General features: G+C 38.1%; 21 protein-coding genes. 14 read left to right on the top strand and 7 right to left on the bottom strand.

Annotated features, from left to right (window positions below):
* Positions 1-2: 2 nt before the first annotated feature.
* Positions 3-569 (bottom strand): helix-turn-helix domain-containing protein, encoded by a 567-nt coding sequence (locus tag LZF87_RS04495; RefSeq protein WP_244342048.1) that lies wholly within the window; start codon positions 567-569, stop codon positions 3-5.
* A gap of 248 nt (positions 570-817) precedes the next feature.
* On the opposite strand from LZF87_RS04495, the gene LZF87_RS04490 reads away from it, so the two are divergent.
* The 3 genes from LZF87_RS04490 to LZF87_RS04480 all read left to right on the top strand — a co-directional run bounded on the left by LZF87_RS04490 (position 818) and on the right by LZF87_RS04480 (position 2,981).
* A complete protein-coding gene (locus tag LZF87_RS04490; protein ID WP_244342047.1) occupies positions 818-1,246 on the top strand; it encodes a hypothetical protein in 429 nt (142 codons plus the stop codon).
* A gap of 248 nt (positions 1,247-1,494) precedes the next feature.
* Positions 1,495-2,064: a hypothetical protein gene (locus tag LZF87_RS04485; RefSeq protein ID WP_244342046.1), complete on the top strand. Its 570-nt coding sequence runs from the start codon at positions 1,495-1,497 to the stop codon at positions 2,062-2,064.
* A gap of 518 nt (positions 2,065-2,582) precedes the next feature.
* Positions 2,583-2,981: a hypothetical protein gene (locus tag LZF87_RS04480; protein ID WP_244342045.1), complete on the top strand. Its 399-nt coding sequence runs from the start codon at positions 2,583-2,585 to the stop codon at positions 2,979-2,981.
* Positions 2,982-3,080: 99 nt separating this feature from the next.
* Here LZF87_RS04480 and odhB read toward each other — a convergent pair whose 3' ends face one another.
* Both odhB and LZF87_RS04470 read right to left on the bottom strand, forming a co-directional pair.
* Entirely contained in the window at positions 3,081-4,298 is a 1,218-nt protein-coding gene (odhB, locus tag LZF87_RS04475; protein WP_244342044.1) for a 2-oxoglutarate dehydrogenase complex dihydrolipoyllysine-residue succinyltransferase, read from the bottom strand.
* A 54-nt stretch (positions 4,299-4,352) separates the two neighbouring features.
* A complete protein-coding gene (locus LZF87_RS04470; protein ID WP_244342043.1) occupies positions 4,353-7,121 on the bottom strand; it encodes a 2-oxoglutarate dehydrogenase E1 component in 2,769 nt (922 codons plus the stop codon).
* A gap of 108 nt (positions 7,122-7,229) precedes the next feature.
* Between LZF87_RS04470 and LZF87_RS04465 the strand changes: the two genes are divergently transcribed.
* A complete protein-coding gene (locus tag LZF87_RS04465) occupies positions 7,230-7,790 on the top strand; it encodes a hypothetical protein (RefSeq protein ID WP_244342042.1) in 561 nt (186 codons plus the stop codon).
* On the opposite strand, the gene LZF87_RS04460 is transcribed toward LZF87_RS04465, so the two are convergent.
* Positions 7,774-8,124, bottom strand: coding sequence for a hypothetical protein (locus LZF87_RS04460; RefSeq protein ID WP_244342041.1), 351 nt, complete (start codon positions 8,122-8,124; stop codon positions 7,774-7,776). The genes LZF87_RS04465 and LZF87_RS04460 overlap by 17 nt on opposite strands.
* A gap of 45 nt (positions 8,125-8,169) precedes the next feature.
* Positions 8,170-9,144 (bottom strand): polyprenyl synthetase family protein, encoded by a 975-nt coding sequence (locus LZF87_RS04455; RefSeq protein ID WP_244342040.1) that lies wholly within the window; start codon positions 9,142-9,144, stop codon positions 8,170-8,172.
* A 141-nt stretch (positions 9,145-9,285) separates the two neighbouring features.
* Here LZF87_RS04455 and LZF87_RS04450 point away from each other — a divergent pair, with 141 nt between their 5' ends.
* The 4 genes from LZF87_RS04450 (at position 9,286) to LZF87_RS04435 (ending at position 15,547) form a co-directional block, all read left to right on the top strand.
* A complete protein-coding gene (locus LZF87_RS04450; protein WP_244342039.1) occupies positions 9,286-9,882 on the top strand; it encodes a TetR/AcrR family transcriptional regulator in 597 nt (198 codons plus the stop codon).
* A complete protein-coding gene (locus LZF87_RS04445; RefSeq protein ID WP_244342038.1) occupies positions 9,882-11,219 on the top strand; it encodes a TolC family protein in 1,338 nt (445 codons plus the stop codon). Before LZF87_RS04450 ends, LZF87_RS04445 begins: the two co-directional genes overlap by 1 nt.
* 9 nt (positions 11,220-11,228) lie before the next feature.
* The gene (locus LZF87_RS04440) at positions 11,229-12,293 is read left to right on the top strand and encodes an efflux RND transporter periplasmic adaptor subunit (RefSeq protein WP_244342037.1); all 1,065 of its coding nucleotides are present in this window, start codon (positions 11,229-11,231) and stop codon (positions 12,291-12,293) included.
* A gap of 77 nt (positions 12,294-12,370) precedes the next feature.
* Positions 12,371-15,547 carry an efflux RND transporter permease subunit gene (locus LZF87_RS04435; protein WP_244342036.1) on the top strand — a complete coding sequence of 1,059 codons (3,177 nt, stop codon included), beginning with the start codon at positions 12,371-12,373 and terminating at the stop codon, positions 15,545-15,547.
* Positions 15,548-15,717: 170 nt separating this feature from the next.
* On the opposite strand, the gene LZF87_RS04430 is transcribed toward LZF87_RS04435, so the two are convergent.
* Positions 15,718-16,710 (bottom strand): TlpA family protein disulfide reductase, encoded by a 993-nt coding sequence (locus LZF87_RS04430; protein ID WP_244342035.1) that lies wholly within the window; start codon positions 16,708-16,710, stop codon positions 15,718-15,720.
* Between the two features lie 193 nt (positions 16,711-16,903).
* A complete protein-coding gene (locus tag LZF87_RS04425; RefSeq protein ID WP_244342034.1) occupies positions 16,904-17,251 on the bottom strand; it encodes a toxin-antitoxin system YwqK family antitoxin in 348 nt (115 codons plus the stop codon).
* 210 nt (positions 17,252-17,461) lie between these two features.
* On the opposite strand from LZF87_RS04425, the gene aspS reads away from it, so the two are divergent.
* The 6 genes from aspS (at position 17,462) to LZF87_RS04395 (ending at position 22,602) form a co-directional block, all read left to right on the top strand.
* Positions 17,462-19,216: an aspartate--tRNA ligase gene (aspS, locus tag LZF87_RS04420; RefSeq protein WP_244342033.1), complete on the top strand. Its 1,755-nt coding sequence runs from the start codon at positions 17,462-17,464 to the stop codon at positions 19,214-19,216.
* Between the two features lie 166 nt (positions 19,217-19,382).
* Complete coding sequence (locus LZF87_RS04415; protein ID WP_244342032.1) at positions 19,383-19,583, top strand: cold-shock protein; 201 nt, start codon at positions 19,383-19,385, stop codon at positions 19,581-19,583.
* Between the two features lie 233 nt (positions 19,584-19,816).
* A complete protein-coding gene (locus LZF87_RS04410) occupies positions 19,817-20,182 on the top strand; it encodes an NADH-quinone oxidoreductase subunit A (protein ID WP_244342031.1) in 366 nt (121 codons plus the stop codon).
* Positions 20,183-20,265: 83 nt separating this feature from the next.
* Positions 20,266-20,817 (top strand): NADH-quinone oxidoreductase subunit B, encoded by a 552-nt coding sequence (locus LZF87_RS04405; RefSeq protein ID WP_244342030.1) that lies wholly within the window; start codon positions 20,266-20,268, stop codon positions 20,815-20,817.
* A 1-nt stretch (position 20,818) separates the two neighbouring features.
* Positions 20,819-21,340, top strand: coding sequence for an NADH-quinone oxidoreductase subunit C (locus LZF87_RS04400; RefSeq protein ID WP_244342029.1), 522 nt, complete (start codon positions 20,819-20,821; stop codon positions 21,338-21,340).
* Between the two features lie 26 nt (positions 21,341-21,366).
* Entirely contained in the window at positions 21,367-22,602 is a 1,236-nt protein-coding gene (locus LZF87_RS04395; RefSeq protein ID WP_244342028.1) for an NADH-quinone oxidoreductase subunit D, read from the top strand.
* The last annotated feature ends 5 nt before the right edge of the window (positions 22,603-22,607 follow it).

Raw genomic sequence — 22,607 nt, 5'->3', positions numbered from 1 at the left:
AATTACTTTTTCATTTTTTGCTCCAGACTGATTTTTAAGGCCTCAAGGTTTTCCTTTTTCAGCTGTAACGCTTCTAAAACATACAGATTATGTTTCTTCAGGGTGTTGGTTGCTCTTACGCGAATACCTCTGATCAGAGAACTCCTATTGTCGTACTCTTTTTGCTGTTCTAAAAACGCAGCGACTTCCAAGGCCGCAAAACTCTCGTTACGTATATTTTCAATAGTGCTGATTTGTTTGACAACCTTATACAACTTGATTTGCACATCGCTATAGTCGCGCTGCAATTTTTCTTGAACCAGTTGTTTCTCCGCTTTGGCGATAGCCTGGCTTTCCTTGCAGACACTTTTCTTTTCCTTCAGATGTTCTAGTACAACCCCTAATTGCTGCACGGCTGCCAAGGGTAAATCACGTTTTCCGGAAACAAACATTGACCATTGTCCTCTATCAATACCTAACATGTAAGCAGTATCCTCTTGCGTTAATCCCAATAGGTTTTTTAAACTAGCACCTTCTTTCATTGTTGCATTTTCAAATAAAAAAACAATTTGAAACAAAAACTGTTTCATTTTTTCAAATATAAAAATTTTGAAACAGATTATGTTTCAAAATCTTAAAAAATATTCTTTTGAAACGCGTTTAGAGTATTCCATAAAACTTTTTGAAATATCACCAAATTTGGTGATTGTGTAAGTGTTTTATTATAGTTAGGTTTGCAGAGGCTCGTTAATGTATATATTTATGAGTTGTGGGAAATGCAGTGAGATGCGTAAAATTAAGAAAAAACTAACAGAAAATTACATATAAAACAATTCCTATGAAAACGATTTTTACAATTTTAATCTTAATATCAAATTTAACGTTATACTCTCAAGAGAATAAAGCTGTTGGCGATTACCTACTTTCAAGTAAAACTAAAGAAAGTGATTTAAAAGAATGGAAATTGACTTTAAACGAAAACGGAACATTTTTCTTCCACTATTATTCAAACGTTAAATTTGAAATTCCATCCGAAAAAAATATTTATGGTAAAGGAAAATGGACTATGAAAAACAACGTGATTTCATTCTATTCTGATAAACAAAAAGATTTAGAGGAAAAATATACTTTGAATTTTACTAATTCCAAAGCGAGATTTATAATAAAATCCCCTAGAGACAAAACTGATAAAATAGTTAAAACAAGGCTTCATTTCTTAGAATCTGAAATCTTCTGGATGAAAGGAACTGAGCTATTTAAAATATAAGAGCTCATTAAACATTATTAGCACTTCTCACAACAGCGGTTTTAAGAAATTGGGGTTTGGGTGTATAATGGAATGGTCTTTTTGTATATTTGACTTCAGTCCTAATGGAATGGTTCGGGAACAAAAATCCCCAACTTCTTAAAGCCGGCGGGACGTTATAGGTTTCCAACGTACCGAAAAAATAGATAATGTAAGGATTCTTTTAAAATAATTAACATTAAATTCGCGGCATCAAATTAAAAACCAAAATGAACAAACTGCATTCTTCCTTCGTTGTCCTTATCTTTTCCATCTTATTTTACAATGCAACACTTGCACAAGAAAAAAAATCCGAATACATAAACGTAGCTGTGGGACTTGGCATGTGCGCCCCCTATGATGAAGCGGATTTAACCGGATCAGGATTTTATGCACAGGGAGAATATGTGTGGAACTTGAAGAGCTGGTTCGCTTTCAGACCCTATGCCGGAGTTATCATAGCTTCAGGAGACTCTGATGAACCAGGCATGGAGGAATACAAAATTAAATCCAATGCCTTTTTACTTGGAGCAAAAGCTCGTATCAGTGCGCCCATTCCTTACGTTGCACCTTTTCTTGAATCAGGTGTGGGTCTGTCCGCAGGCTCATTTCAAACGTACACACCCTTTACAAACCTGAAAAAAAACGGAGTGGTGACACACATCCCCTTCTCAGTAGGTTTGGCGATAGGGCGTAGACACAATTTCGAAATTAAGTTCACCTACTATTACCACCCTACTGCAGAACAATTTTCGGGAGCATTCGCTGGAGGGTTTTCTATTCCGCTAAATAAAAAATAGGGAATTTATAACTACCTAAAAAAGAAACGTCGAACAACAGCAGTTTTCAAAAATTAGCTGGGTTCATTTTTTCATTTTAATATTTTCTTTCAAGCATTCAGCAAATATCAGAAACAAAAAAATCTCGCTCATTACTAAGCGGGATTCTTGATTTATAGAATAAAACTACTAAAGTTCTAAAGCTTTCTTAGGATTGTTGTCCATTAAGATTTCCATAGGGTTTTCCAATGCTTCTTTAACAGCCCCCGATAGCGCGGATTTACAATCCGTGCCCACAATCAAATTCAAAAAAACAACTAAACAACCTCTATAGCGGCAGTCAAACCAGCATGATTTCAAGCTTCTCCTGTTTTGGGCAGCACGGATTGCACCCGAGGCTTTAGCCGAACTGACGAAGTAAATCCGCGCTATCGAGTTTTCGAGCAACGCATTTCATAACATATTTTTCTTAAATTTACCGCAACGGCGGCCAAACCCCAAAACCATATGCGCCAGCTTAAAAAAACCTAATCTGAAATATGACAAAGAAAAAATACAAACCAGAATCCTTTCTGCCTGCAAAAATGGACACCTTATCAAAGAAAGATATTGAAGAAATTGCCATTAAAATTATTGCAAGTTTAGATTTCAAGTCTAAAAAACAAATGCAACTTTTAAATTCCATACCATTCAACACAACTACTTTTCGTAGAGACTTAAAAGATAAATTTGAAAGCTTGGAAAGTCTCGAAAATGAAAAACAACATTTAAGGAATCAGCTCTTTATTGTTGATCAGGTAATAATCTCAAAAAATTATAAAAGCCAATTCAGATTCAAACATTTTCTATCGGATAAACAGATCGACGTTACATCAAACCGACAACTCAAAGAGTTAATCCGAGAATATAAAAAACTGAAAAACCAAACCGGCTCCTAACAGCAAGTCGTGCCCACAATCAAATTCATAAAAAAATCCCGCTCATTACTAAGCGGGATTTTTTATATATCAAGAGATTGCTTCGTTGCCTCGCAATGACTATAGTTCTAAAGCTTTTTTAGGATTGTTGTCCATTAGGATTTCCATCGGATTTTCCAATGCTTCTTTAACAGCTACCAAGAAACCTACAGACTCACGTCCGTCGATGATTCTGTGATCGTATGATAACGCCACGAACATTACCGGAGCGATAACGATCTGACCGTTTTTAACGATAGCTCTGTCCACCACATTGTGCATTCCTAGGATACCTGATTGCGGAGGGTTGATGATTGGAGTTGACAACATACTTCCGAAAACACCACCATTTGAAATAGTGAATGTTCCTCCTGTCATTTCATCAACTGTAATTTGTCCGTCACGAGCACGTAAAGCCAAACGTTTGATTTCAGCTTCAACACCTCTGAAAGTTAATAACTCTGCACTACGAACTACCGGCACCATTAATCCTTTCGGACCAGAAACCGCTACCGAGATATCACAGAAATCATAAGAGATTTTCTCCTGACCGTCTATCATCGAATTTACATCCGGGTACAATTGTAATGCACGTGTAACTGCTTTAGTGAAGAATGACATGAAACCTAAACCTAAACCGTGTTTCGCTTTGAATTCTTCTTTATACTGATCGCGGATTGCATAGATCGCGCTCATGTCTACCTCGTTGAAAGTAGTCAACATTGCTGTTTCGTTTTTAGCCGATACCAAACGCTCAGCAACTTTACGACGCAACATTGATAATTTTGTTCTTTCAGCACCACGAGAACCTCCTGTTGGCGTACCCATTGAAGGAACAGCGTTTACTGCATCTTCTTTGGTAATTCTTCCACCTTTTCCAGTTCCAGTGATCTCTGAAGGCTGAATACTTTTCTCTTCTAATATTTTTCTTGCTGCCGGTGAAGGAGCACTTGTAGCATACGTTGTTGCTACAGGAGCCGGAGCCGCTTTCGGAGTCTCAGCCTTTGGAGCTTCAGCCGCTTTTTCCGCAACTGCAGGAGCACCATTTGCTTCTGGTTTTGCTGCCGCTGTATCAATTAAACACACCACCTGACCTACTGCCACTGCATCACCTTCTTCTGCTTTAAGCGTAATGATTCCGCTTGCTTCTGCTGGTAATTCTAAGGTAGCTTTATCAGAGTCAACCTCAGCAATTGCCTGGTCTTTTTCTACATAATCTCCATCTTTAACTAACCAAGTAGCGATTTCTACTTCTTTGATTGATTCTCCCGGTGAAGGGACTTTCATTTCTAAAATCATCAGTATATAATTTTATAGGTGTTGTTATTATCTTACTTTCTCAAAAATACAATTTTATTGGAATAAATTCTTGTCAAAAACCATAGCGATAGCCGCTGCATGACGCTTTTTAGAACGTACATAACTTCCTGCTGCCGGCGCACTGTATGCTTTTGGCGATGCCACTCTGAACTTCACTTCATGGAAATGCATCAACATATAGCCATAAGCACCCATGTTTCTTGGCTCTTCCTGTGCCCAAACGAAATCATCCGCATTCGGGTATTTAGCAATTATAGCTTTCATTTGCTCGACTGGTAACGGGAACAATTGCTCAACACGTACCAAAGCAACATCCGTTCTTCCGTTCGCTTCTCTTTCTGCTTTCAGGTCATAGTAGAACTTACCTGTACAGAATACTAACGATTTAACATCTGCAGGATTCACGTTCACATCGTCGATTACCTCCTGGAATTGTCCGTTTGCAAATTCTGCAACAGAAGAAACCGCTTCCGGGTGACGCAATAAACTCTTCGGTGTAAACACTACCAACGGTTTACGGAATTTCGTTACCAACTGTCTTCTCAACAAGTGGAAGAAGTTAGCAGGTGTGGTACAATCCGCTACATACATATTGTGGTGTGCACACAACTGTAGGAAACGCTCCATACGTGCAGAAGAGTGTTCAGCACCTTGGTTTTCGTAACCGTGAGGTAACAACATTACGATTCCGTTTTGATTGTTCCATTTGTCTTCCGCTGCCGAAATATACTGGTCAATCATGATTTGGGCTCCGTTTCCGAAATCACCAAACTGAGCCTCCCAGATAGTCAGCGCGTTTGGATTTGCAAGGGCATAACCATACTCAAATCCTAAAACACCGTATTCTGAAAGGTGTGAGTTATATACAAAGAAGTTTCCTTTTTTGTTTGGAATGTGATCCAACAAGATCACTTCTTCTTCTGAATCTTCAACTTTTACAACCGCATGACGGTGAGAGAACGTTCCGCGCTCTACGTCCTGACCGGAGATACGAACATCATATCCTTCCGTTAACAACGAACCGTAAGCCAACATCTCTCCCATCGCCCAATCCAATTTATCGTTTTCGAAGAACATGGTTTTTCTGTCACCGATAAGTTTTGTGATTTTGCTTATGAATTTTTTATCTGAAGGTAATTCAGTTACCGTTTTCGCGATATCCGTTAAGATTGCTTTATCAACTTTCGTATCAAACTTCTGAAGCATTACATCGGCTTCTGCCTGTTCGAAACCTTTCCACTCGTCCTGCATGAATGGTTTAATCACCGTCAAATCTCTTTTACGGGATTCTTCCAGACTCTGCTCCAGGTTCGATTTGTACTCAGCTTCCAATTGCGAAACGTAGTTTCCGTCGATAGAACCTTCTGCTTTTAATTTCTCAGCGTAGATATCTCTTGGGTTTTTCTGTCTCGAAATGGATTTGTATAATTTTGGTTGGGTGAAACGAGGCTCATCACCTTCATTGTGCCCGTATTTTCTATATCCTAATAAGTCGATGAACACGTCAGTTCCAAACTCCATTCTGTATTCCAAAGCAAATAACATAGCGTGTACTACCGCCTCTGCATCCTCTGCATTTACGTGTAACACAGGAGATAACGTTACTTTTGCAATATCTGTACAATAGGTAGATGAACGTGCATCAAGATAGTTTGTTGTAAATCCAACCTGATTGTTCAATACCACATGAATGGTACCATTGGTTTTGTATCCGTCCAATTTAGCCATCTGTATGATTTCATACACGATACCCTGGCCGGCAACCGCTGCATCTCCATGTACTGCAATAGGCAATACTTTTGAAAAATCTTGCGGGTAATATTTATCTTGTTTCGCTCTGGTAATCCCTTCGATAACCGCTCCTACTGTTTCAAGGTGCGAAGGATTTGGCGCTAAGTTTACATTGATTTTTTTTCCACTTTGGGTCTGACGATCGGCTGTTAAACCTAAGTGATATTTTACATCACCATCAAACAAAGCGTCATCGTCATAATCTTTCCCGTCAAATTCAGAGAAAATATCCTGAGTTGATTTTCCGAAAACATTCGCCAATACATTCAGACGACCACGATGTGCCATTCCCATTACGAATTGCTCCACACCTTTATCGGCAGCAGCTTCAATTAAGAAGTCCAATGCCGGGATAGCCGATTCGATTCCTTCTAACGAGAAACGTTTCTGACCTACATATTTAGTATGAAGGAAATTCTCAAAAGAAACCGCTTCGTTTAATTTTTTAAGAATGCGTTTTTTATCATCGGTATTGAAGCTTGGCTGATTATCATTGATATCCAAACGCTTTTGAATCCATTCCACCACTTTAGGGTCCGGAATGTACATATACTCGATTCCGATGGATTCGCAATATACCTTATTCAGGTGGTTTAAAATTTCCTGAAGCGAACACGGGTTTAAGTTTACTATTCGTGCCGCATCAAAAACCATATTCAGATCGGCAGAAGACAATCCGAAGTTCTCAATTGCCAAGTCCGGAGAATATGTTCTTCTTTCGCGAACCGGATTAGTTTTAGTAAATAAATGTCCTCGCGTTCTGTAAGCGTCAATCAGTTTTAAAACGTTAAATTCTTTTTGCAGTTTATCAGAAACTACAGAGCAATCAGCCCCATCAGCCATATTCATCAGTCCATCCACTGGGCTGCCATTAAATTCATTGGCGAAGTCAAACCCTTGGAAGAAACTTCTCCAACTTGGTTCTACACTGTCTGGGTTCTGTAAATATTGATCGTATAAATCGGCAAAAAAAGCCGTATGTGCTGCGTTTAAAAAAGAAAACCTATCCATAACTCTGTCGAATGACGATTTTGGGTTAAAAAAATTTTACGCAAAAGTACAACTCTTTAGAATAATCTTCTAATGTTTTTCATACTTTTATATCATAAAATATTCCTAATGATGAAGTTGAAAACAAAATTATCGCACTTTTTAACAATAGCTCTGACTTGTTTTCTTTTTTTAACACTTCCTCATTCCATTAAGGCACAGAATGACACCATACCCAAACAAAAAAGTGATTTTTGGAAAAGACTGCAATTTGGCGGCGGAGTCGGTTTAAGCATCAGCAACCAATATACTAATATCTATATTGCACCAGGAGCAATCTACCCTATTAATCAGTTTTTTGCAGCAGGAATGGGACTTCAGTACAGCTATGTACAAGAAGCAGATATTTACGATTCACATCTTTACGGCGTAAATTTCGTTACACTTATCAACCCGATTCCCCAGGCGCAATTTTCTGTGGAAGTGGAACAGTTACGTGCCAACAACACTTACAAGGCCACACCCTATGCTCCTGAATTTAAAGATAATTTTTGGAATACCGGTTTGTTTTTAGGCTTGGGCTATCAATCCCAGAATGTAACCTTTGGTTTTCGTTACAACATTTTGTACCGGGAAGATCATGACGTTTATGGCCAGGCCTGGATGCCTTTTGTCAGAGCTTATTTCTAAACCAGACTTTCTGCCATTCCCGTTTCAAAATCAAGAAGACAACCTGTTCGGACAAATCCACCAAATCGGAACCGTCCAGCTTTTTAACCTGATCTTCGGGAACATCGATAATGTATAATAAATTGAGATATTCGGCAAACTTATGCTGAATCAGTCGATAGATTTTTTCATGCAATTGCACTTTCAGATCAATCGGAGCAATGGCAACAGGGAAATCGACAGTTTCATTGGCAAACGTAAAATCTTTATTGATTTGTTCGACCAATTTCACATATAAAGCTTCTTTCTGCGCCTCAGAAAGCAACAAATCGGTATTTTGAGGTGCTATGTACATTTTATAAATAAAAGTTAGAATTTATATGTTTGTCATTAATATTTCTTAAACGTTTCGGCTCATCAAATTCTCGCCAAACGTTTTTAAAAGTTCTTTTTTATCGGTGTCAATCTGCATTTTTTCCAGCGTATCAAATGCCTTGAATGTATATTCCTTAATAGCATCCTGCGTAACTTCACTCGCTCCAGTTGTGTTGAAAATTTCCTTTACGGATGCAATTTTATCAGTATTGTCATTTGGCTGAATCGAAAACAAATGCAACAACTCTTCTTTTTCCGATGCTTTGGCAAATTCCATAGCTTTCAGATAAAGGTACGTTTTTTTATTCTCAATGATATCCCCTCCTACTTGTTTTCCGAAAGTCATCGGATCGCCGAACGCATCCAGGTAATCATCCTGCAATTGGAAAGCAATTCCGAGGTTTAAACCGAATTCGTAAATCAAATCCGCATTCTCTTCAGATGTTTCAGCTACAATTGCCCCCATTTTCATGGCAGCACCTACCAAAACAGCAGTTTTATACTCAATCATTTTAAGGTATTCCGGAATCGTAACATCTTCCCTGCTTTCAAAATCCACATCCAATTGTTGCCCTTCACACACTTCCAAAGCTGTTTTACTGAATAGTTTAGCCAACGAACGGAATATTTTTGGCTCGTATTGTTCGAAATATTGGTATGCCAAAATCAGCATGGCATCTCCCGACAAAATTCCGGTATTGATATCCCATTTTTCATGAACTGTTTCATGGCCGCGACGCAAAGGCGCATCATCCATAATATCATCGTGGATTAATGAGAAATTATGAAAAACTTCCACAGCTGTTGCAGCCGCCAATGCTTGTTTACAATCAGCATTAAATATCTCAGCAGCCATCAATGTTAAAACCGGCCTCATGCGTTTCCCGCCCAGACCCAAAATATAGCGAATAGGCTCATATAAATTTTCAGGTTCTCTATCGATTGAAATCGCTGAAAAATGGTCGGAAATTATATCCTGATAATCTGAAATGGAATGCATGAAATTAATTTTCGGCTAAAATACTTCAAAAGCGGGAGTTTATCAAATATTAAGCAAATGTTAATTTTTATTTAAAAACTAGGAAACTTTTTTAGTGTTTAAAGTTTCCGATTACATTTGCATGGAATTTTTTTTAAGATTATGAAAAACAAAATCATGTCCAAAGCCAAAGAAATGTTTTTAAAACTAGGTTTTAAGAGCGTGACGATGGACGACATTGCAAGTGAAATGTGTATTTCCAAAAAGACTATCTACAAATATTTCTGCAACAAAGAAATTTTAGTTGAAGAGACTACAGCCAGAATCCATAACGATGTCAATAATAAAATTGAAGCTTTAACACTGGAGAACTTCAACGCTATCGAAGAAAACTTTGAGATCCAGAAAATGTTTAAAGAGATGTTCAAATCTTACGACACCTCCCCGGTATACCAGCTGAAAAAACATTATCCGATGATTTATGTAAAAATTCAACAGAAAAGCATTGAATTCTGCAACGGAAGTTTCAGAAAGAATATTGAGAAAGGAATCAGCGAAGGTCTATACCGGACAGATTTAGACATCAAAACAGCTGTTGAATTTTATTACACATTGATATTCAACATTAATGAAAACACAATTTATGAAAAAGATGTACACGAGATGGAAATAAAAGCCCTGGAATATCACACTAGGGCAATCGCCACCCCGAAAGGGATTACAGAACTTGAAAAACACTTACAAAACCCTAATCTATAATGAGAAACTTATTTATAATTTCACTTTTGACCCTTGCTTTGTCAGCAAAAGCACAGGACGTAAAAGAGCTGACCCTGAGAGACGCTCTGCGTTACGCATTGGAAAATAAGGCTGAAGCCAAGAAAGCAAAGTTAGAAATGGAAAAGAGCGAATATAAAATCCAAGAAGTTCGCTCGCTGGCACTACCTCAGATCACAGCAAATGGAGGATTAACATACAATCCTGTTTTACAAACCAGCGTTATTGACGGATCTGCTTTTGGCGCTCCGGGAACTGCTATTCAGGCAACTTTTGGTCAAAAATGGGTTTCAACTGCAGGGATTGGATTAGACCAGACCCTCTTCGATTTAAGCGTTTTCACTGGACTAAGAGCAGCAAAATCTACTCGTGAATTTTATCAAATCAACAATGAATTGACTGAAGAACTGGTAATTGAGAGAGTTGCTACGAGTTATTACTCTGTGTATGTGCAACGCGAGAGATTAGCTTTATTGGACAGCACATATGCAAACACCGCTAAAGTGAGAGATATTGTTCAGGGACAATACAACAACGGAATAGCAAAAAAAATAGACTTAGACCGAATTGTAGTGCAGTTATCTAACATTAATGCAGATCGTCAACAAGTTAGCAATCAAATACAATTACAAGAAAACGCATTGAAATTCTATATGGGAATGCCAATAGAAACTCAATTCATCATACCAAAGTCGGAGTATGAAATAAACCTTGAAATCCTATCTGATGCCCCAAATACACAGAACAGATCGGAATATTTGCTTTTGAAAAAACAAGAAGAATTATTAGAATATCAAAAAACAGCAATCAAAGCCCAACTGTACCCAACGCTGTCTTTATTTGCAGGCTACAACTTTTTAGGACAAGGTCCCGAAATGCCATGGTTTGCAAAACCTGCCAATGGCGTGTATTGGTCTGATTATTCGTCTGTCGGATTAACCATGAGAGTGCCGATTTTTACGGGTTTTGGAACTCGTTCTAAAATAAAGCAAGCCGAGGCTGATATTAAATTACTTCAGGAAGACATTAAAGACACCGAACTTTCCCTTGATTTAGATTACAGAAACGCAAGAGCTCAAATTGAAAACAACTTGGTAATCATTTCAAACCAGAAAGAAAATATGCAATTGGCTATGGAGATTACGAAAAACACAAAAAACAATTATCTCCAGGGATTAGCATCATTGACAGACTTATTGGACGCTCAAAATGAATCACTTGAAGCCCAAAACAATTATACCAGAGCGGTTTTGAACTATAAAATAGCCGAGGTAGCATTAATCAAATCAAGAGCAGAACTAAAATCACTTATAAAATAACCAACCAAAATGAAAAAGACTATTATTACCATAACTATAATTATTACCTCATTAGGTCTAATAGGCTATATCCTGAATAAAAATAAAGCCGAGAACAAAGCCAAAACAGATATTGTTGCCGAAAAAAATGCAGCAGTCGCCGTAAAAGTAGCAACAGTAAAGACCGAAAATGTATCCTTAGATTTCAGCGCTAACGGTATTTTTTCACCAATTCAGGAACTTACTTTCTCTGCCGAAAAATCAGGAAAAGTAATCAAAGTTTTCGTAGACGAAGGAGATTACGTAACCGTAGGACAAACGCTTTTAACTATGAGAGCCGATGTTATCAACGTAAATGCTAATACTGCAAATGCAGTATATCAAAATGCTAAAGCTGACTACGACCGTTATGAAAACGCTTATAAAACAGGCGGGGTTACCAAGCAACAATTGGATCAGGCAAAATTGAATTTAACGAACGCTAAAGCTAGTTTAACTCAGGCAAATATTAATGTAGGCGATACTAAAGTTAAAGCACCTATCAAAGGATATATTAACAAAAGGTATATCGAGCCAGGTTCTATATTAACAGGGATGCCTGCCACTGAAATGTTTGATATTGTTGATGTTTCCAAATTGAAATTAAACGTTACTGTAACCGAAAATCAAGTGGCCAGCTTACAGCTAGGACAATCGGTAACTATTGTTTCCACAGTTTATCCTGATAAAACTTTTTCCGGAAAAATTACCTTCATTGCCCCTAAAGCAGACGCATCGTTAAATTTTCCTGTTGAAATCGAAGTAACCAACAACGCCAACAACAGCTTAAAAGCAGGTATGTATGGAACATCAAAATTTGGCTCAAACCAAAAACAAAATTTAAAAATTGTTCCAAGAACAGCTTTTTTGGAAAGTGTAAACAGCAACCAACTTTTTGTAGTTGAAAATGGTGTAGCCAAATTAAGAAAAGTGGTAGCCGGTAGAATTTTAGGAGATCAGGTTGAAATTATTGATGGATTATCGGATGGTGAAAGCGTAATTATTACGGGACAAATCAACTTGCAAGACGGCAATGCTGTAGAAGTTATTAAATAATCGCCCTGTAATTAAGAGTAAAAACAAAATTACACCAAGTAACCTGAAATCACTTGGTGGTAACAAAATAAACTAACATGAAACTAGCCGAAATATCCATTAAACGTCCTTCGTTGGTAATCGTATTGTTCACGATACTAACTTTAGGAGGACTTTTCACCTATAGCCAATTAGGCTATGAATTGATTCCGAAGTTCGAGTCAAACGTTATTACAATTTCTACCGTATATCCGGGAGCTTCTCCAAGTGAGATTGAAAATACGGTGACCAAGAAGATTGAAGACGGGATTGCCTCTTTGGAAAACATTAAGAAAATTGATTCCAAATCATATGAAAGTTTATCAGTAGTATCGATTACTTTAACCACTGAGGCCAACATTGACGTTGCGATGAACGACGCACAACGTAAAGTAAACGCTTTGATCAGTGATTTACCGGAAGATGCTAAGACACCCGCATTGAGCAAGTTCTCTTTAAGCGACTTGCCGATTATGACGCTTGGAGCCAATGCCAAAATGGACGAAGCTGCCTTTTATGATTTAATTGATAAAAAAGTGGCACCAGTACTATCTCGAGTACAAGGTGTGGCTCAGGTTAACATTATCGGTGGTCAGGAACGTGAAATTCAGGTGAATTTAGACGCTTTGAAAATGCAGGGTTACGGCATTTCTGTACCCCAAGTACAACAAATTATTCTGGCATCGAATCTTGATTTCCCTACAGGAAACATTCAAACCAGAAATCAAAAAATACTAATTCGTTTAGCTGGAAAATACAAAAATGTTGAAGAATTAAGAAACCTGGTAGTTTCTTCTCAAAACGGAATAGACATCCGTTTGAGAGATATTGCCGACGTTCAGGATGCTCAAAAATTAGCCGAAAAAATTTCCAGGGTAGATCAAAAAAGCGCCATCATCTTACAAATTGTAAAACAATCGGATGCGAATGCAGTTGCTGTAAGTGAACATTTAAAAGTATCTCTTGACAAACTGCAAAAGGAATACGCGGCAAACAATCTTACTTTAGAAATAGCCAAAGACAGTACGGTTTATACATTAGATGCAGCGGATTCTGTAATTCATGATTTATTTTTTGCAGTTATTCTTGTTGCTTTTGTAATGTTGTTTTTCCTGCATAGTATCCGTAACTCGCTTATTGTAATGGTATCTATTCCGGCCTCGTTAATTGCGACTTTCATCGGGATATATTTGATGGGATACACCCTGAACCTTATGAGTTTGCTGGGACTTTCTCTTGTTGTAGGTATCTTGGTGGATGATGCCATCGTGGTTCTGGAAAACATCTACAGACATATGGAGATGGGTAAAAGCCGAATCCGTGCTTCATTTGACGGAACAGCCGAAATTGGAGGTACGGTAACTTCTATCACCTTAGTAATTGTGGTTGTGTTTTTACCAATATCCATGAGCTCCGGATTAGTTTCAGACATTATCACACAGTTTTGTGTTACGGTAATGATTTCAACAATGTTGTCATTGTTAGCCTCATTTACCATTATTCCGTGGTTATCTTCACGTTTTGGTAGATTAGAACACATCGAAGGTAAAAACTTATTTGGAAGAATCATTTTAGGCTTCGAAAGGTATTTAACTCGTTTTACTAATTGGGTTACCGACTTGTTAACTTGGTGCTTGGATCATTACATCAAAACCATCTTAGTTGTTTTGGTCTTGTTTTTCGGTACTATTTTCGGACTCTTTGGCGGAGGATTTATCGGAGGAGAGTTTTTTGCCAGTTCGGATAGTGGGGAATTTTTAGTTCAGATTGAAATGCCAAAAGACGCTTCCTTAGAACAAACCAACTTCATGACTCAAAGAGCAGAAGCCTTTTTGAAAAAAGAACAATATGTTGAAAGTCAGTTTACCATTATTGGACAAACTTCCGAAGGATTTGCCGGGACTCAGGCTACGGCTTACAAAGCTGAAATTGATGTTAAAATGATTGATCAGTCAAAGAGAACCGATGACGCTTCTGTATATGCAGCGAAAATTAAACGTAAACTCGAAAAAGTTTTAGTCGGCGCTAAAGTAAAAACGGTACCGGTAGGTATTTTAGGAACTGCCGAAGATGCTTCATTAGCGCTAATTGTAACCGGTCCGGATGTAAAAACCGCAATGGGATTTGCCAAACAGGCCGAAGCACAATTGCGCACCATAGCCGGAACCACCGAAATCAAGTTAACGGTTGAAGAAGGTAACCCAGAGGTAAACGTACAGGTTGATCGTGATAAAATGGCCGCTTTAGGTCTTACTTTACAAACTGTAGGTACAACAATGCAAACTGCCTTCAGCGGAAATACGGACGGAAAGTTTAGAGCCGGTGAATACGAATACGACATCAATATTAAATACGATGCCTTTAACAGAAAAAGTGTTGAAGATGTCAGTAATTTGATTTTCGTAAACAGTGCGGGACAACAAATCAAATTATCCCAATTTGCTGCAATTTCCGAAGGTTCAGGACCAAGCCAGTTAGAGCGAAGAGATAAAACCGCTTCCGTAACCGTACAAGGACAAAACGTTGGAGTTCCTGCAGGAACGATTGTTAACGAATGGAAAACGAAATTAGAGAAACTTAAAAAACCAAATGGGGTAAATTATATTTGGGGAGGCCAGCAAGAAAACCAGGACGAAGGTTTTGGTACTTTGGGAATTGCACTGTTGGCAGCTATTATTTTGGTTTATCTGGTAATGGTAAGTTTGTATGATAGCTTTGTGCACCCGTTTGTGGTATTATTCGCTATCCCGCTTTCTTTCATTGGAGCTTTATTAGCCTTAGGATTAACCAATAACAGTTTGAATATATTTACCATTTTGGGTATAATCATGCTTATCGGTTTAGTGTGTAAAAACGCGATTATGCTGGTGGATTATACCAACCAGCGTCGTGCTGCCGGCGAAACAATCCGTACGGCATTGATACAAGCTAACCACGCTCGTTTGCGTCCAATCTTAATGACTACTATTGCCATGGTTTTTGGTATGTTCCCAATTGCATTAGCATCTGGAGCTGGTGCAGAATGGAAAAATGGTTTGGCTTGGGTAATCATCGGTGGATTAATATCCTCATTATTCCTAACCCTGATTATCGTTCCTGTGATTTATGAAATCATGGAGAAAATAGTTGCTAAATTCTCTAAAGGAGAAAAAATTGACTATGAAGCTGAAATGGTAGCCGACTATGTTCATAAAGAATTAAGTGAAGACGGTTTTAACCCGAAACACGAAATGTAATCCTTAAATTTAAATTGTTATAAAACCCGCTACAGTGATGCAGCGGGTTTTATTTTGCCCTTAGGACACCTATACAATCCGTCAAAACAACCAAATTTAGAAACATCCGGAAACAAAAATGGCTGTCACTACTCTGTAACAGCCATTCATTGTTTTAAAATTTCTTTCGTTTAATTTAACAACTTATCAAAAACGGAAGCTAATTCCGGAGAAGAAGGTCTTGGAGCATCCGCGTTTACCACTTTCCCATTCGGATCAATTAAAATAAATCTTGGAATACCAGTTACTTTAAAATCCTGCACAAATTTTGAATTCCATTCGTTGTCTGCGAAAAGCTGTACACCGCCTAATTCTTTGTCTTTAACCATTTTTTTCCATTTATCCATATCAGTCTGTTTGTCTATGGAGATACTCATGAACACAATATTTTTACCATGGTATTTTTTTTCAACATCCTTTAAAAAAGGAATTTCTGCACGACAAGGTCCGCACCAGGTAGCCCAAAGATCGATGTATACAAACTTTCCTCTAAAATCTTCCAGCTTTGACTTTCCGCCTTTGTAATTTACATAATCAAAGGAAGGCGCCACAGTATTGTTCATTTTCCCAACTTGTACTCTTTGATCGTAAATCATTTTTAACTGGCCGTATTTCATCTCCATTTGCTTTTTTTGAAGTGTTACGAAAGAAGTTGAAAGACTTTTATCGTCCAGACGAGACAAATTACTTTTTAATATTTCATTGTATTTTGCATTGAAATCTGCTTCATTGGAAGCCATCAATCCATTGAAATCAAGCTTTTCATCCAATAAAATCTGTTTAGCTAAAAAATTATTTTCCGGTGCCCCGATTCCTTCATAAACTACGGACTCATCAAACTGATTCACATCCATCTTCAATTTTAAATCATAGCCATTTTTCAGATACAAATCGGTATACTCCTCACCTACATGCAATTCATACAAACCCTCTTTTACTCTTAAAGTATCTTTAAAAACACCGTTTTTTCCACTGATTTTTTTAACCAATTTTCCTCTCGAAGTAATTGTGGCTTCGTTAGGGCCGTTTGCAATAGTGGCAGAAAAAGTAGCACAATCTTTATTCTGTGCGATAGCTGCAGCAGTCAGCAGCAAAGTAGTTACTGTTAAAAAAAGTCTCTTCATTATGTTATATTTTTTTGATTGAGAAATCAAATATATCAATTTTGTCAGATTTAACCCCTTTTTAAAATTTATTTTTCCGACTAAAAACAAGAATGGCTGTCACTACTCTGTAACAGCCATTCCCCCTCAAAGACGCTGGTATTGAATCCGTCTTTATAAACAGGTATAACCTTTTCTCGAAAGCAGACCGTGGTTAATTCCTGTTTACTATCGCGTCTTTAGTCCATTTTTTTATTTCAACGATCTTACTGTGGTTGTAATCCACTTCTGCCAGTGTGGCGTTGTTCCAAAAGAACCATTTTCCGGTTTTTACACCTTTTGAATATTCTCCTATCGATTGTTTGGAACCATCTTCGTTATAAGCTATCCATTTTCCGTTCAGTTTCCCGTCTTTGTAAAAACCTTCCTGTTTTATCTGACCGTTATCATAATAATAGGTCGCTTTTACCTGTTTCCCTACAGCCTGATATTTTGGTTCAATTTTCTGAGCGGAAACCACTCCTGCCATCAGCAACAATCCCACGAATAAAGTCTTTCTCATAGTATCTGTATTTTAATAGGTTAGCTAAAATATTACTCTAAATTACGACATATTTTACACTAAATAAACTTTTAGATAACAATTCGGTAACATAGAAACAAAACTTAACACGACAAAGTAAAATCCTACAAAATTAAAATTATCTCTAATATTAAAAACCCAACTTTCAAACTCAAAAAAAAACTTAAATTTGCATCAAATTTTATAAAAATGTACAGAAGTCATAATTGCGGAGCACTAAACGCTTCCAATATCAATACAGAAGTAACACTTGCGGGTTGGGTTCAAAAATCAAGAGACAAAGGTTTCATGATTTGGGTTGACCTTCGTGACCGTTACGGGATTACACAATTAATTTTCGATGAAAGCCGTACCGATAAAGCCGTATTTGAACTGGCCAAAACATTAGGCCGCGAATTCGTAATTCAGGTAAAAGGAAAAGTCATCGAACGTGAGTCGAAAAACCCGAACATGCCAACCGGTGATATTGAAATCCTGGTTTCGGAATTAACCGTTTTAAACGAAGCGATTACTCCCCCTTTCACTATCGAAGATGAAACAGACGGCGGTGAAGACATTCGTATGAAATACCGTTATTTGGATATCCGAAGAAATCCGGTTAAAAACAGTTTGTTATTCCGTCATAAAGTAGCACAGGAGGTACGCAATTATCTTTCGGCACAGGATTTCTGCGAAGTAGAAACACCTTATTTGATTAAATCGACTCCGGAAGGAGCACGTGATTTTGTAGTGCCTTCTCGTATGAATCCAGGACAGTTTTACGCCTTGCCACAATCACCGCAAACCTTCAAACAATTGTTGATGGTGGGCGGCATGGACAAATACTTCCAAATCGTAAAATGTTTCCGCGATGAGGATTTACGTGCGGACCGTCAGCCGGAATTTACGCAAATCGACTGTGAAATGGCTTTTGTAGGGCAAGAGGATATTTTGAATATGTTCGAAGGACTTACAAGACATTTATTAAAAGAAATAAAAGGTATCGAAGTAGATAAATTCCCGAGAATGACCTACGAACATGCCATGAAAACCTACGGTAACGACAAACCGGACATCCGTTTCGGAATGGAGTTTGGCGAATTAAATGCCGTTACACAACATAAAGATTTCGGCGTATTCAATTCGGCGGAATTAGTAGTTGGAATTGCTGTTCCGGGAGGAGCTGCTTATACGAGAAAAGAAATCGATGCTTTAATTGACTGGGTAAAACGACCTCAGGTTGGCGCTTCGGGAATGGTATACTGTAAATATGAAGCTGATGGAAGTCTTAAATCCTCTGTGGACAAATTCTACGATCAGGAAGATTTGAAGAAATGGGCCGAAGCGACAGGAGCAAAACAAGGCGATATTATTTTCGTGTTATCCGGACCGGCTAACAAAACCAGAGCACAATTAAGCGCACTTCGTATGGAAGTAGCTACACGCTTAGGACTGCGTAAACCGGATGAATTCGCTCCTTTATGGGTTGTTGATTTCCCGTTGTTGGAATTCGATGAAGAAAGTGGACGTTATCACGCGATGCACCACCCGTTCACGTCACCTAAACCGGAGGACATTGACTTATTAGCTACCGAACCAGGTAAAGTACGCGCCAATGCCTACGACATGGTTTTGAACGGAAACGAAATCGGAGGAGGTTCTATCCGTATCCACGATAAAGAAACACAACAATTAATGTTCAAGTATTTAGGTTTCACCGAAGAAGAAGCAAAAAACCAATTTGGATTCCTAATGGACGCTTTCCAGTTCGGCGCACCGCCGCACGGAGGTTTAGCCTTTGGATTGGATAGATTGGTAGCGATTTTGGGCGGACAGGAAACCATCAGGGATTTCATTGCCTTTCCAAAAAACAACTCAGGAAGAGATGTTATGATTGATGCACCATCCCACATAGACGACAAGCAAATGGATGAATTATCCATAAAACTTGACTTAAAACAATAAACAAAAGACGACCTCCGGGTCGTTTTTTTAATTATTTAACATTCAAATAACTTTCATCTGAATTTCTCAACACTTAAACAGTTTTTTTAAAAATATTTTATAAAAAACTTGTTTGCTCCATAAAAAAGTTTATCTTTGGAATATTATTAATTATTTTTTTTACAGAATGCGAACAGGTAAAGTAAAATTCTTTATTGAATCTAAAGGTTATGGATTCATTACAGACGACGAAACAGGTAAAGACATCTTCGTTCACGCAACAGGTCTTCAAGCTGAAGGTTTAAGCGAAGGAACAAGAGTATCTTACGTTGAAGAAGAAGGAAGAAAAGGTAAAGTAGCTGCTGAAGTAGCAGTTATCGAAAACTAATTATATTATTTTTTGATTACCGAATGAAGGGTTAAACCGCTCCAATTGGAGCGGTTTTTTTTATTCAGAAAATTCAGAAATATCCGCATAAGAGCAAGTTAATTATTTGTAATTAGTCTAAATATGTTTTACATTTATAGCTATTATAACGCCAAAATCATTAAAAAATTACGTTGCGTTTAAAGTTTAGGAATGTATATTTGTGGATTCTTTCAAAAAAAAGAGATTTAGTCATGCATACAAATCAAATCGATTACATTCCTATTGCGATGCAATTACTTTTGGCCGTGGGATTTGTGGTAACAACCATCATAATTTCAGGCTTTTTGGGACCGAAAAGACATTCTAAGAACAAGGATAAAACCTTTGAGTGCGGTATCGAGTCTGTAGGTAATGCCAGAATTCCTTTCTCGGTAAAATACTTCTTGGTTGCTATTCTTTTCGTGCTTTTCGATGTCGAAGTAATATTCATGTACCCTTGGGCAGTAAACTTCAGGGAAATGGGTCTTGAAGGACTGCTTAAAATGGGAATATTCATGACACTCTTGGTAATCGGTTTTTACTATGTTATCAAGAAAAAAGGTTTAGAGTGGGAATAACAATCCTATCTAAATATTGAATGTTGAATTACAGATTAACACTCTAACTCAGCATTCAAAATTTAAAATTTAAAATAGTTAAAATGAGCGATTCATCAAAATATACAACGGTAGCCCCTCCGGAAGGATATGCTGGAGAAGGTTTTTTTGCTACCAAACTAAGTGATGTGGTAGGACTTGCAAGAGCGAATTCCCTTTGGCCTTTACCTTTTGCCACTTCTTGCTGCGGAATTGAATTCATGGCCACTATGGCATCGCACTATGACGTAGCGCGTTTCGGATCAGAGCGTATGAGTTTTTCCCCACGTCAGGCCGATATGCTTTTGGTTATGGGTACCATTGCCAAAAAAATGGCTCCGATTTTACGTGAAGTATACGAACAAATGTCAGAACCAAAATGGGTTATCGCTGTAGGTGCCTGTGCTTGTTCCGGCGGTGTTTTTGACACATATTCCGTACTTCAGGGAATTGACAAAGTAATTCCGGTAGACGTTTACGTTCCAGGATGTCCTCCAAGACCAGAACAAATCCTTGACGGTATCATGAAATTACAGGAAATTGTAAAAAATGAATCCGTAAGAAGAAGAAGTTCTGAAGAATACAACGATTTATTAGGTTCTTATAACATCAAATAAAATGGCCTTAGAAACCTCGGTTATACAAAATAAACTAATTGAAAAATTCGGATTACAAGTGTCCGATTTCGTTCAAATCCACGATATTTTCACTTTTGAAGTAACGCCTGATTCCATCGTAGAAGTAATGCGTTATCTTAAAGAAGACCCAACGCTACGTTTCAACTTCCTTACTGATGTTTGTGGTATTCACTACCCTGACTATGAAGTAAACCGCCAATTTGCCGTGGTGTATCATATGCACAATTGGATTGACAATGTTCGTATCCGAATCAAATGTTACCTGAACGCAGAAAATCCTGAAATCGACTCAGTAACCGACCTATTCTTAGGGGCTAACTGGCAGGAAAGGGAAACCTATGATTTTTACGGAATCATCTTCAAAGGCCATCCGCAATTAAAGCGTATTTTAAACATGGATGAGATGACTTCTTTCCCGCTGCGAAAAGAATTCCCTTTAGAAGACGGAGGAAGAACCGACAAAGACGACCGTTTCTTCGGAAGAACTACACAAAACCGCTAATAGAACCCTGAAATACTATTAAAAAAATGTCAGACCTATTATTACCACCGGAAAAACGCTATGCCAACATCATCAATCAAAGAAGAAATGAGGATGGCAGCGAACTTTCTATACTGAATTTAGGACCTACTCACCCTGCTACTCACGGTATTTTCCAAAACATTCTTTTAATGGATGGAGAACGTATCGTGGACGGCGAAGGAACAGTTGGCTATATCCATAGAGCTTTCGAAAAAATTGCCGAAAACAGACCATTTTACCAAATCAACGTATTAACCGATCGTCTGAACTATTGTTCTTCTCCGATTAACAATATGGGCTGGTGGATGACATTGGAAAAAGCCTTGGGTATTGAAGTACCGAAACGCGTACAATACATGCGTGTTATCGTAATGGAATTGGCTCGTATAGCCGATCACATTATCTGTAACTCGGTTTTAGGTGTAGATACAGGAGCCCTGACAGGATTCTTATATGTATTCCAGTACCGCGAAAAAATATACGAAATCTATGAAGAAATTTGTGGTGCTCGTTTGACAACCAACATGGGCCGTATCGGTGGTTTTGAAAGAGACTGGAGCCCTGCCGCTTGGGCGAAACTGGATAAATTCATGGAAGAATTCCCTCCTATCTGGGAACAATTCGAAAACTTGTTAACGCGTAACCGTATCTTCATGGACCGTACCATTAATGTGGGCGCCATTTCAGCGGAAAAAGCCATTAGCTACGGATTTACAGGCCCGAACCTTCGCGCATCCGGTATAGACTATGATGTTCGTGTAATGCAGCCGTATTCTTCGTACGAAGATTTCGATTTTAATATTCCGGTTGGAAAATCAGGAGATACTTATGACCGTTTCTGTGTACGTAACCAGGAAGTTTGGGAAAGTTTAAGCATCATCAAACAGGCTTTGGCAAAAATGCCGGAGGGGCCTTATCATGCTGATGTTCCTGATTACTACCTTCCTCCAAAAGAAGATGTGTACACTACAATGGAATCGTTGATTTATCACTTTAAAATTGTAATGGGAGAAGTTCCGGTACCATTAACCGAAGTTTACCACGCGGTAGAAGGCGGAAACGGAGAATTAGGTTTCTACTTAATTACCGACGGAAGCCGTACCCCTTACCGTTTACATTTCAGAAGACCTTGCTTTATATACTATCAGGCTTTTAACGAAATGGTTAAAGGCCAGATGTTGTCCGACGCAATTGCAACCCTTTCAAGTTTGAACGTAATTGCCGGAGAATTAGACGCATAATGATT

This window comes from Flavobacterium enshiense, assembly GCF_022836875.1.
GTDB lineage: Bacteria > Bacteroidota > Bacteroidia > Flavobacteriales > Flavobacteriaceae > Flavobacterium > Flavobacterium enshiense_A.
Note: the sequence above shows the minus strand (reverse complement) of the source record. Positions and strands in the feature narration are given on the sequence as shown.

Coding starts and splice junctions, on each gene's coding strand:
- LZF87_RS04495 (WP_244342048.1), bottom strand. CDS start 569: ATGAAACAGTTTTTGTTTCAAATTGTTTTTTTATTTGAAAATGCAACA.
- LZF87_RS04490 (WP_244342047.1), top strand. CDS start 818: ATGAAAACGATTTTTACAATTTTAATCTTAATATCAAATTTAACGTTA.
- LZF87_RS04485 (WP_244342046.1), top strand. CDS start 1,495: ATGAACAAACTGCATTCTTCCTTCGTTGTCCTTATCTTTTCCATCTTA.
- LZF87_RS04480 (WP_244342045.1), top strand. CDS start 2,583: ATGACAAAGAAAAAATACAAACCAGAATCCTTTCTGCCTGCAAAAATG.
- odhB (WP_244342044.1), bottom strand. CDS start 4,298: ATGATTTTAGAAATGAAAGTCCCTTCACCGGGAGAATCAATCAAAGAA.
- LZF87_RS04470 (WP_244342043.1), bottom strand. CDS start 7,121: ATGGATAGGTTTTCTTTTTTAAACGCAGCACATACGGCTTTTTTTGCC.
- LZF87_RS04465 (WP_244342042.1), top strand. CDS start 7,230: ATGATGAAGTTGAAAACAAAATTATCGCACTTTTTAACAATAGCTCTG.
- LZF87_RS04460 (WP_244342041.1), bottom strand. CDS start 8,124: ATGTACATAGCACCTCAAAATACCGATTTGTTGCTTTCTGAGGCGCAG.
- LZF87_RS04455 (WP_244342040.1), bottom strand. CDS start 9,144: ATGCATTCCATTTCAGATTATCAGGATATAATTTCCGACCATTTTTCA.
- LZF87_RS04450 (WP_244342039.1), top strand. CDS start 9,286: ATGAAAAACAAAATCATGTCCAAAGCCAAAGAAATGTTTTTAAAACTA.
- LZF87_RS04445 (WP_244342038.1), top strand. CDS start 9,882: ATGAGAAACTTATTTATAATTTCACTTTTGACCCTTGCTTTGTCAGCA.
- LZF87_RS04440 (WP_244342037.1), top strand. CDS start 11,229: ATGAAAAAGACTATTATTACCATAACTATAATTATTACCTCATTAGGT.
- LZF87_RS04435 (WP_244342036.1), top strand. CDS start 12,371: ATGAAACTAGCCGAAATATCCATTAAACGTCCTTCGTTGGTAATCGTA.
- LZF87_RS04430 (WP_244342035.1), bottom strand. CDS start 16,710: ATGAAGAGACTTTTTTTAACAGTAACTACTTTGCTGCTGACTGCTGCA.
- LZF87_RS04425 (WP_244342034.1), bottom strand. CDS start 17,251: ATGAGAAAGACTTTATTCGTGGGATTGTTGCTGATGGCAGGAGTGGTT.
- aspS (WP_244342033.1), top strand. CDS start 17,462: ATGTACAGAAGTCATAATTGCGGAGCACTAAACGCTTCCAATATCAAT.
- LZF87_RS04415 (WP_244342032.1), top strand. CDS start 19,383: ATGCGAACAGGTAAAGTAAAATTCTTTATTGAATCTAAAGGTTATGGA.
- LZF87_RS04410 (WP_244342031.1), top strand. CDS start 19,817: ATGCATACAAATCAAATCGATTACATTCCTATTGCGATGCAATTACTT.
- LZF87_RS04405 (WP_244342030.1), top strand. CDS start 20,266: ATGAGCGATTCATCAAAATATACAACGGTAGCCCCTCCGGAAGGATAT.
- LZF87_RS04400 (WP_244342029.1), top strand. CDS start 20,819: ATGGCCTTAGAAACCTCGGTTATACAAAATAAACTAATTGAAAAATTC.
- LZF87_RS04395 (WP_244342028.1), top strand. CDS start 21,367: ATGTCAGACCTATTATTACCACCGGAAAAACGCTATGCCAACATCATC.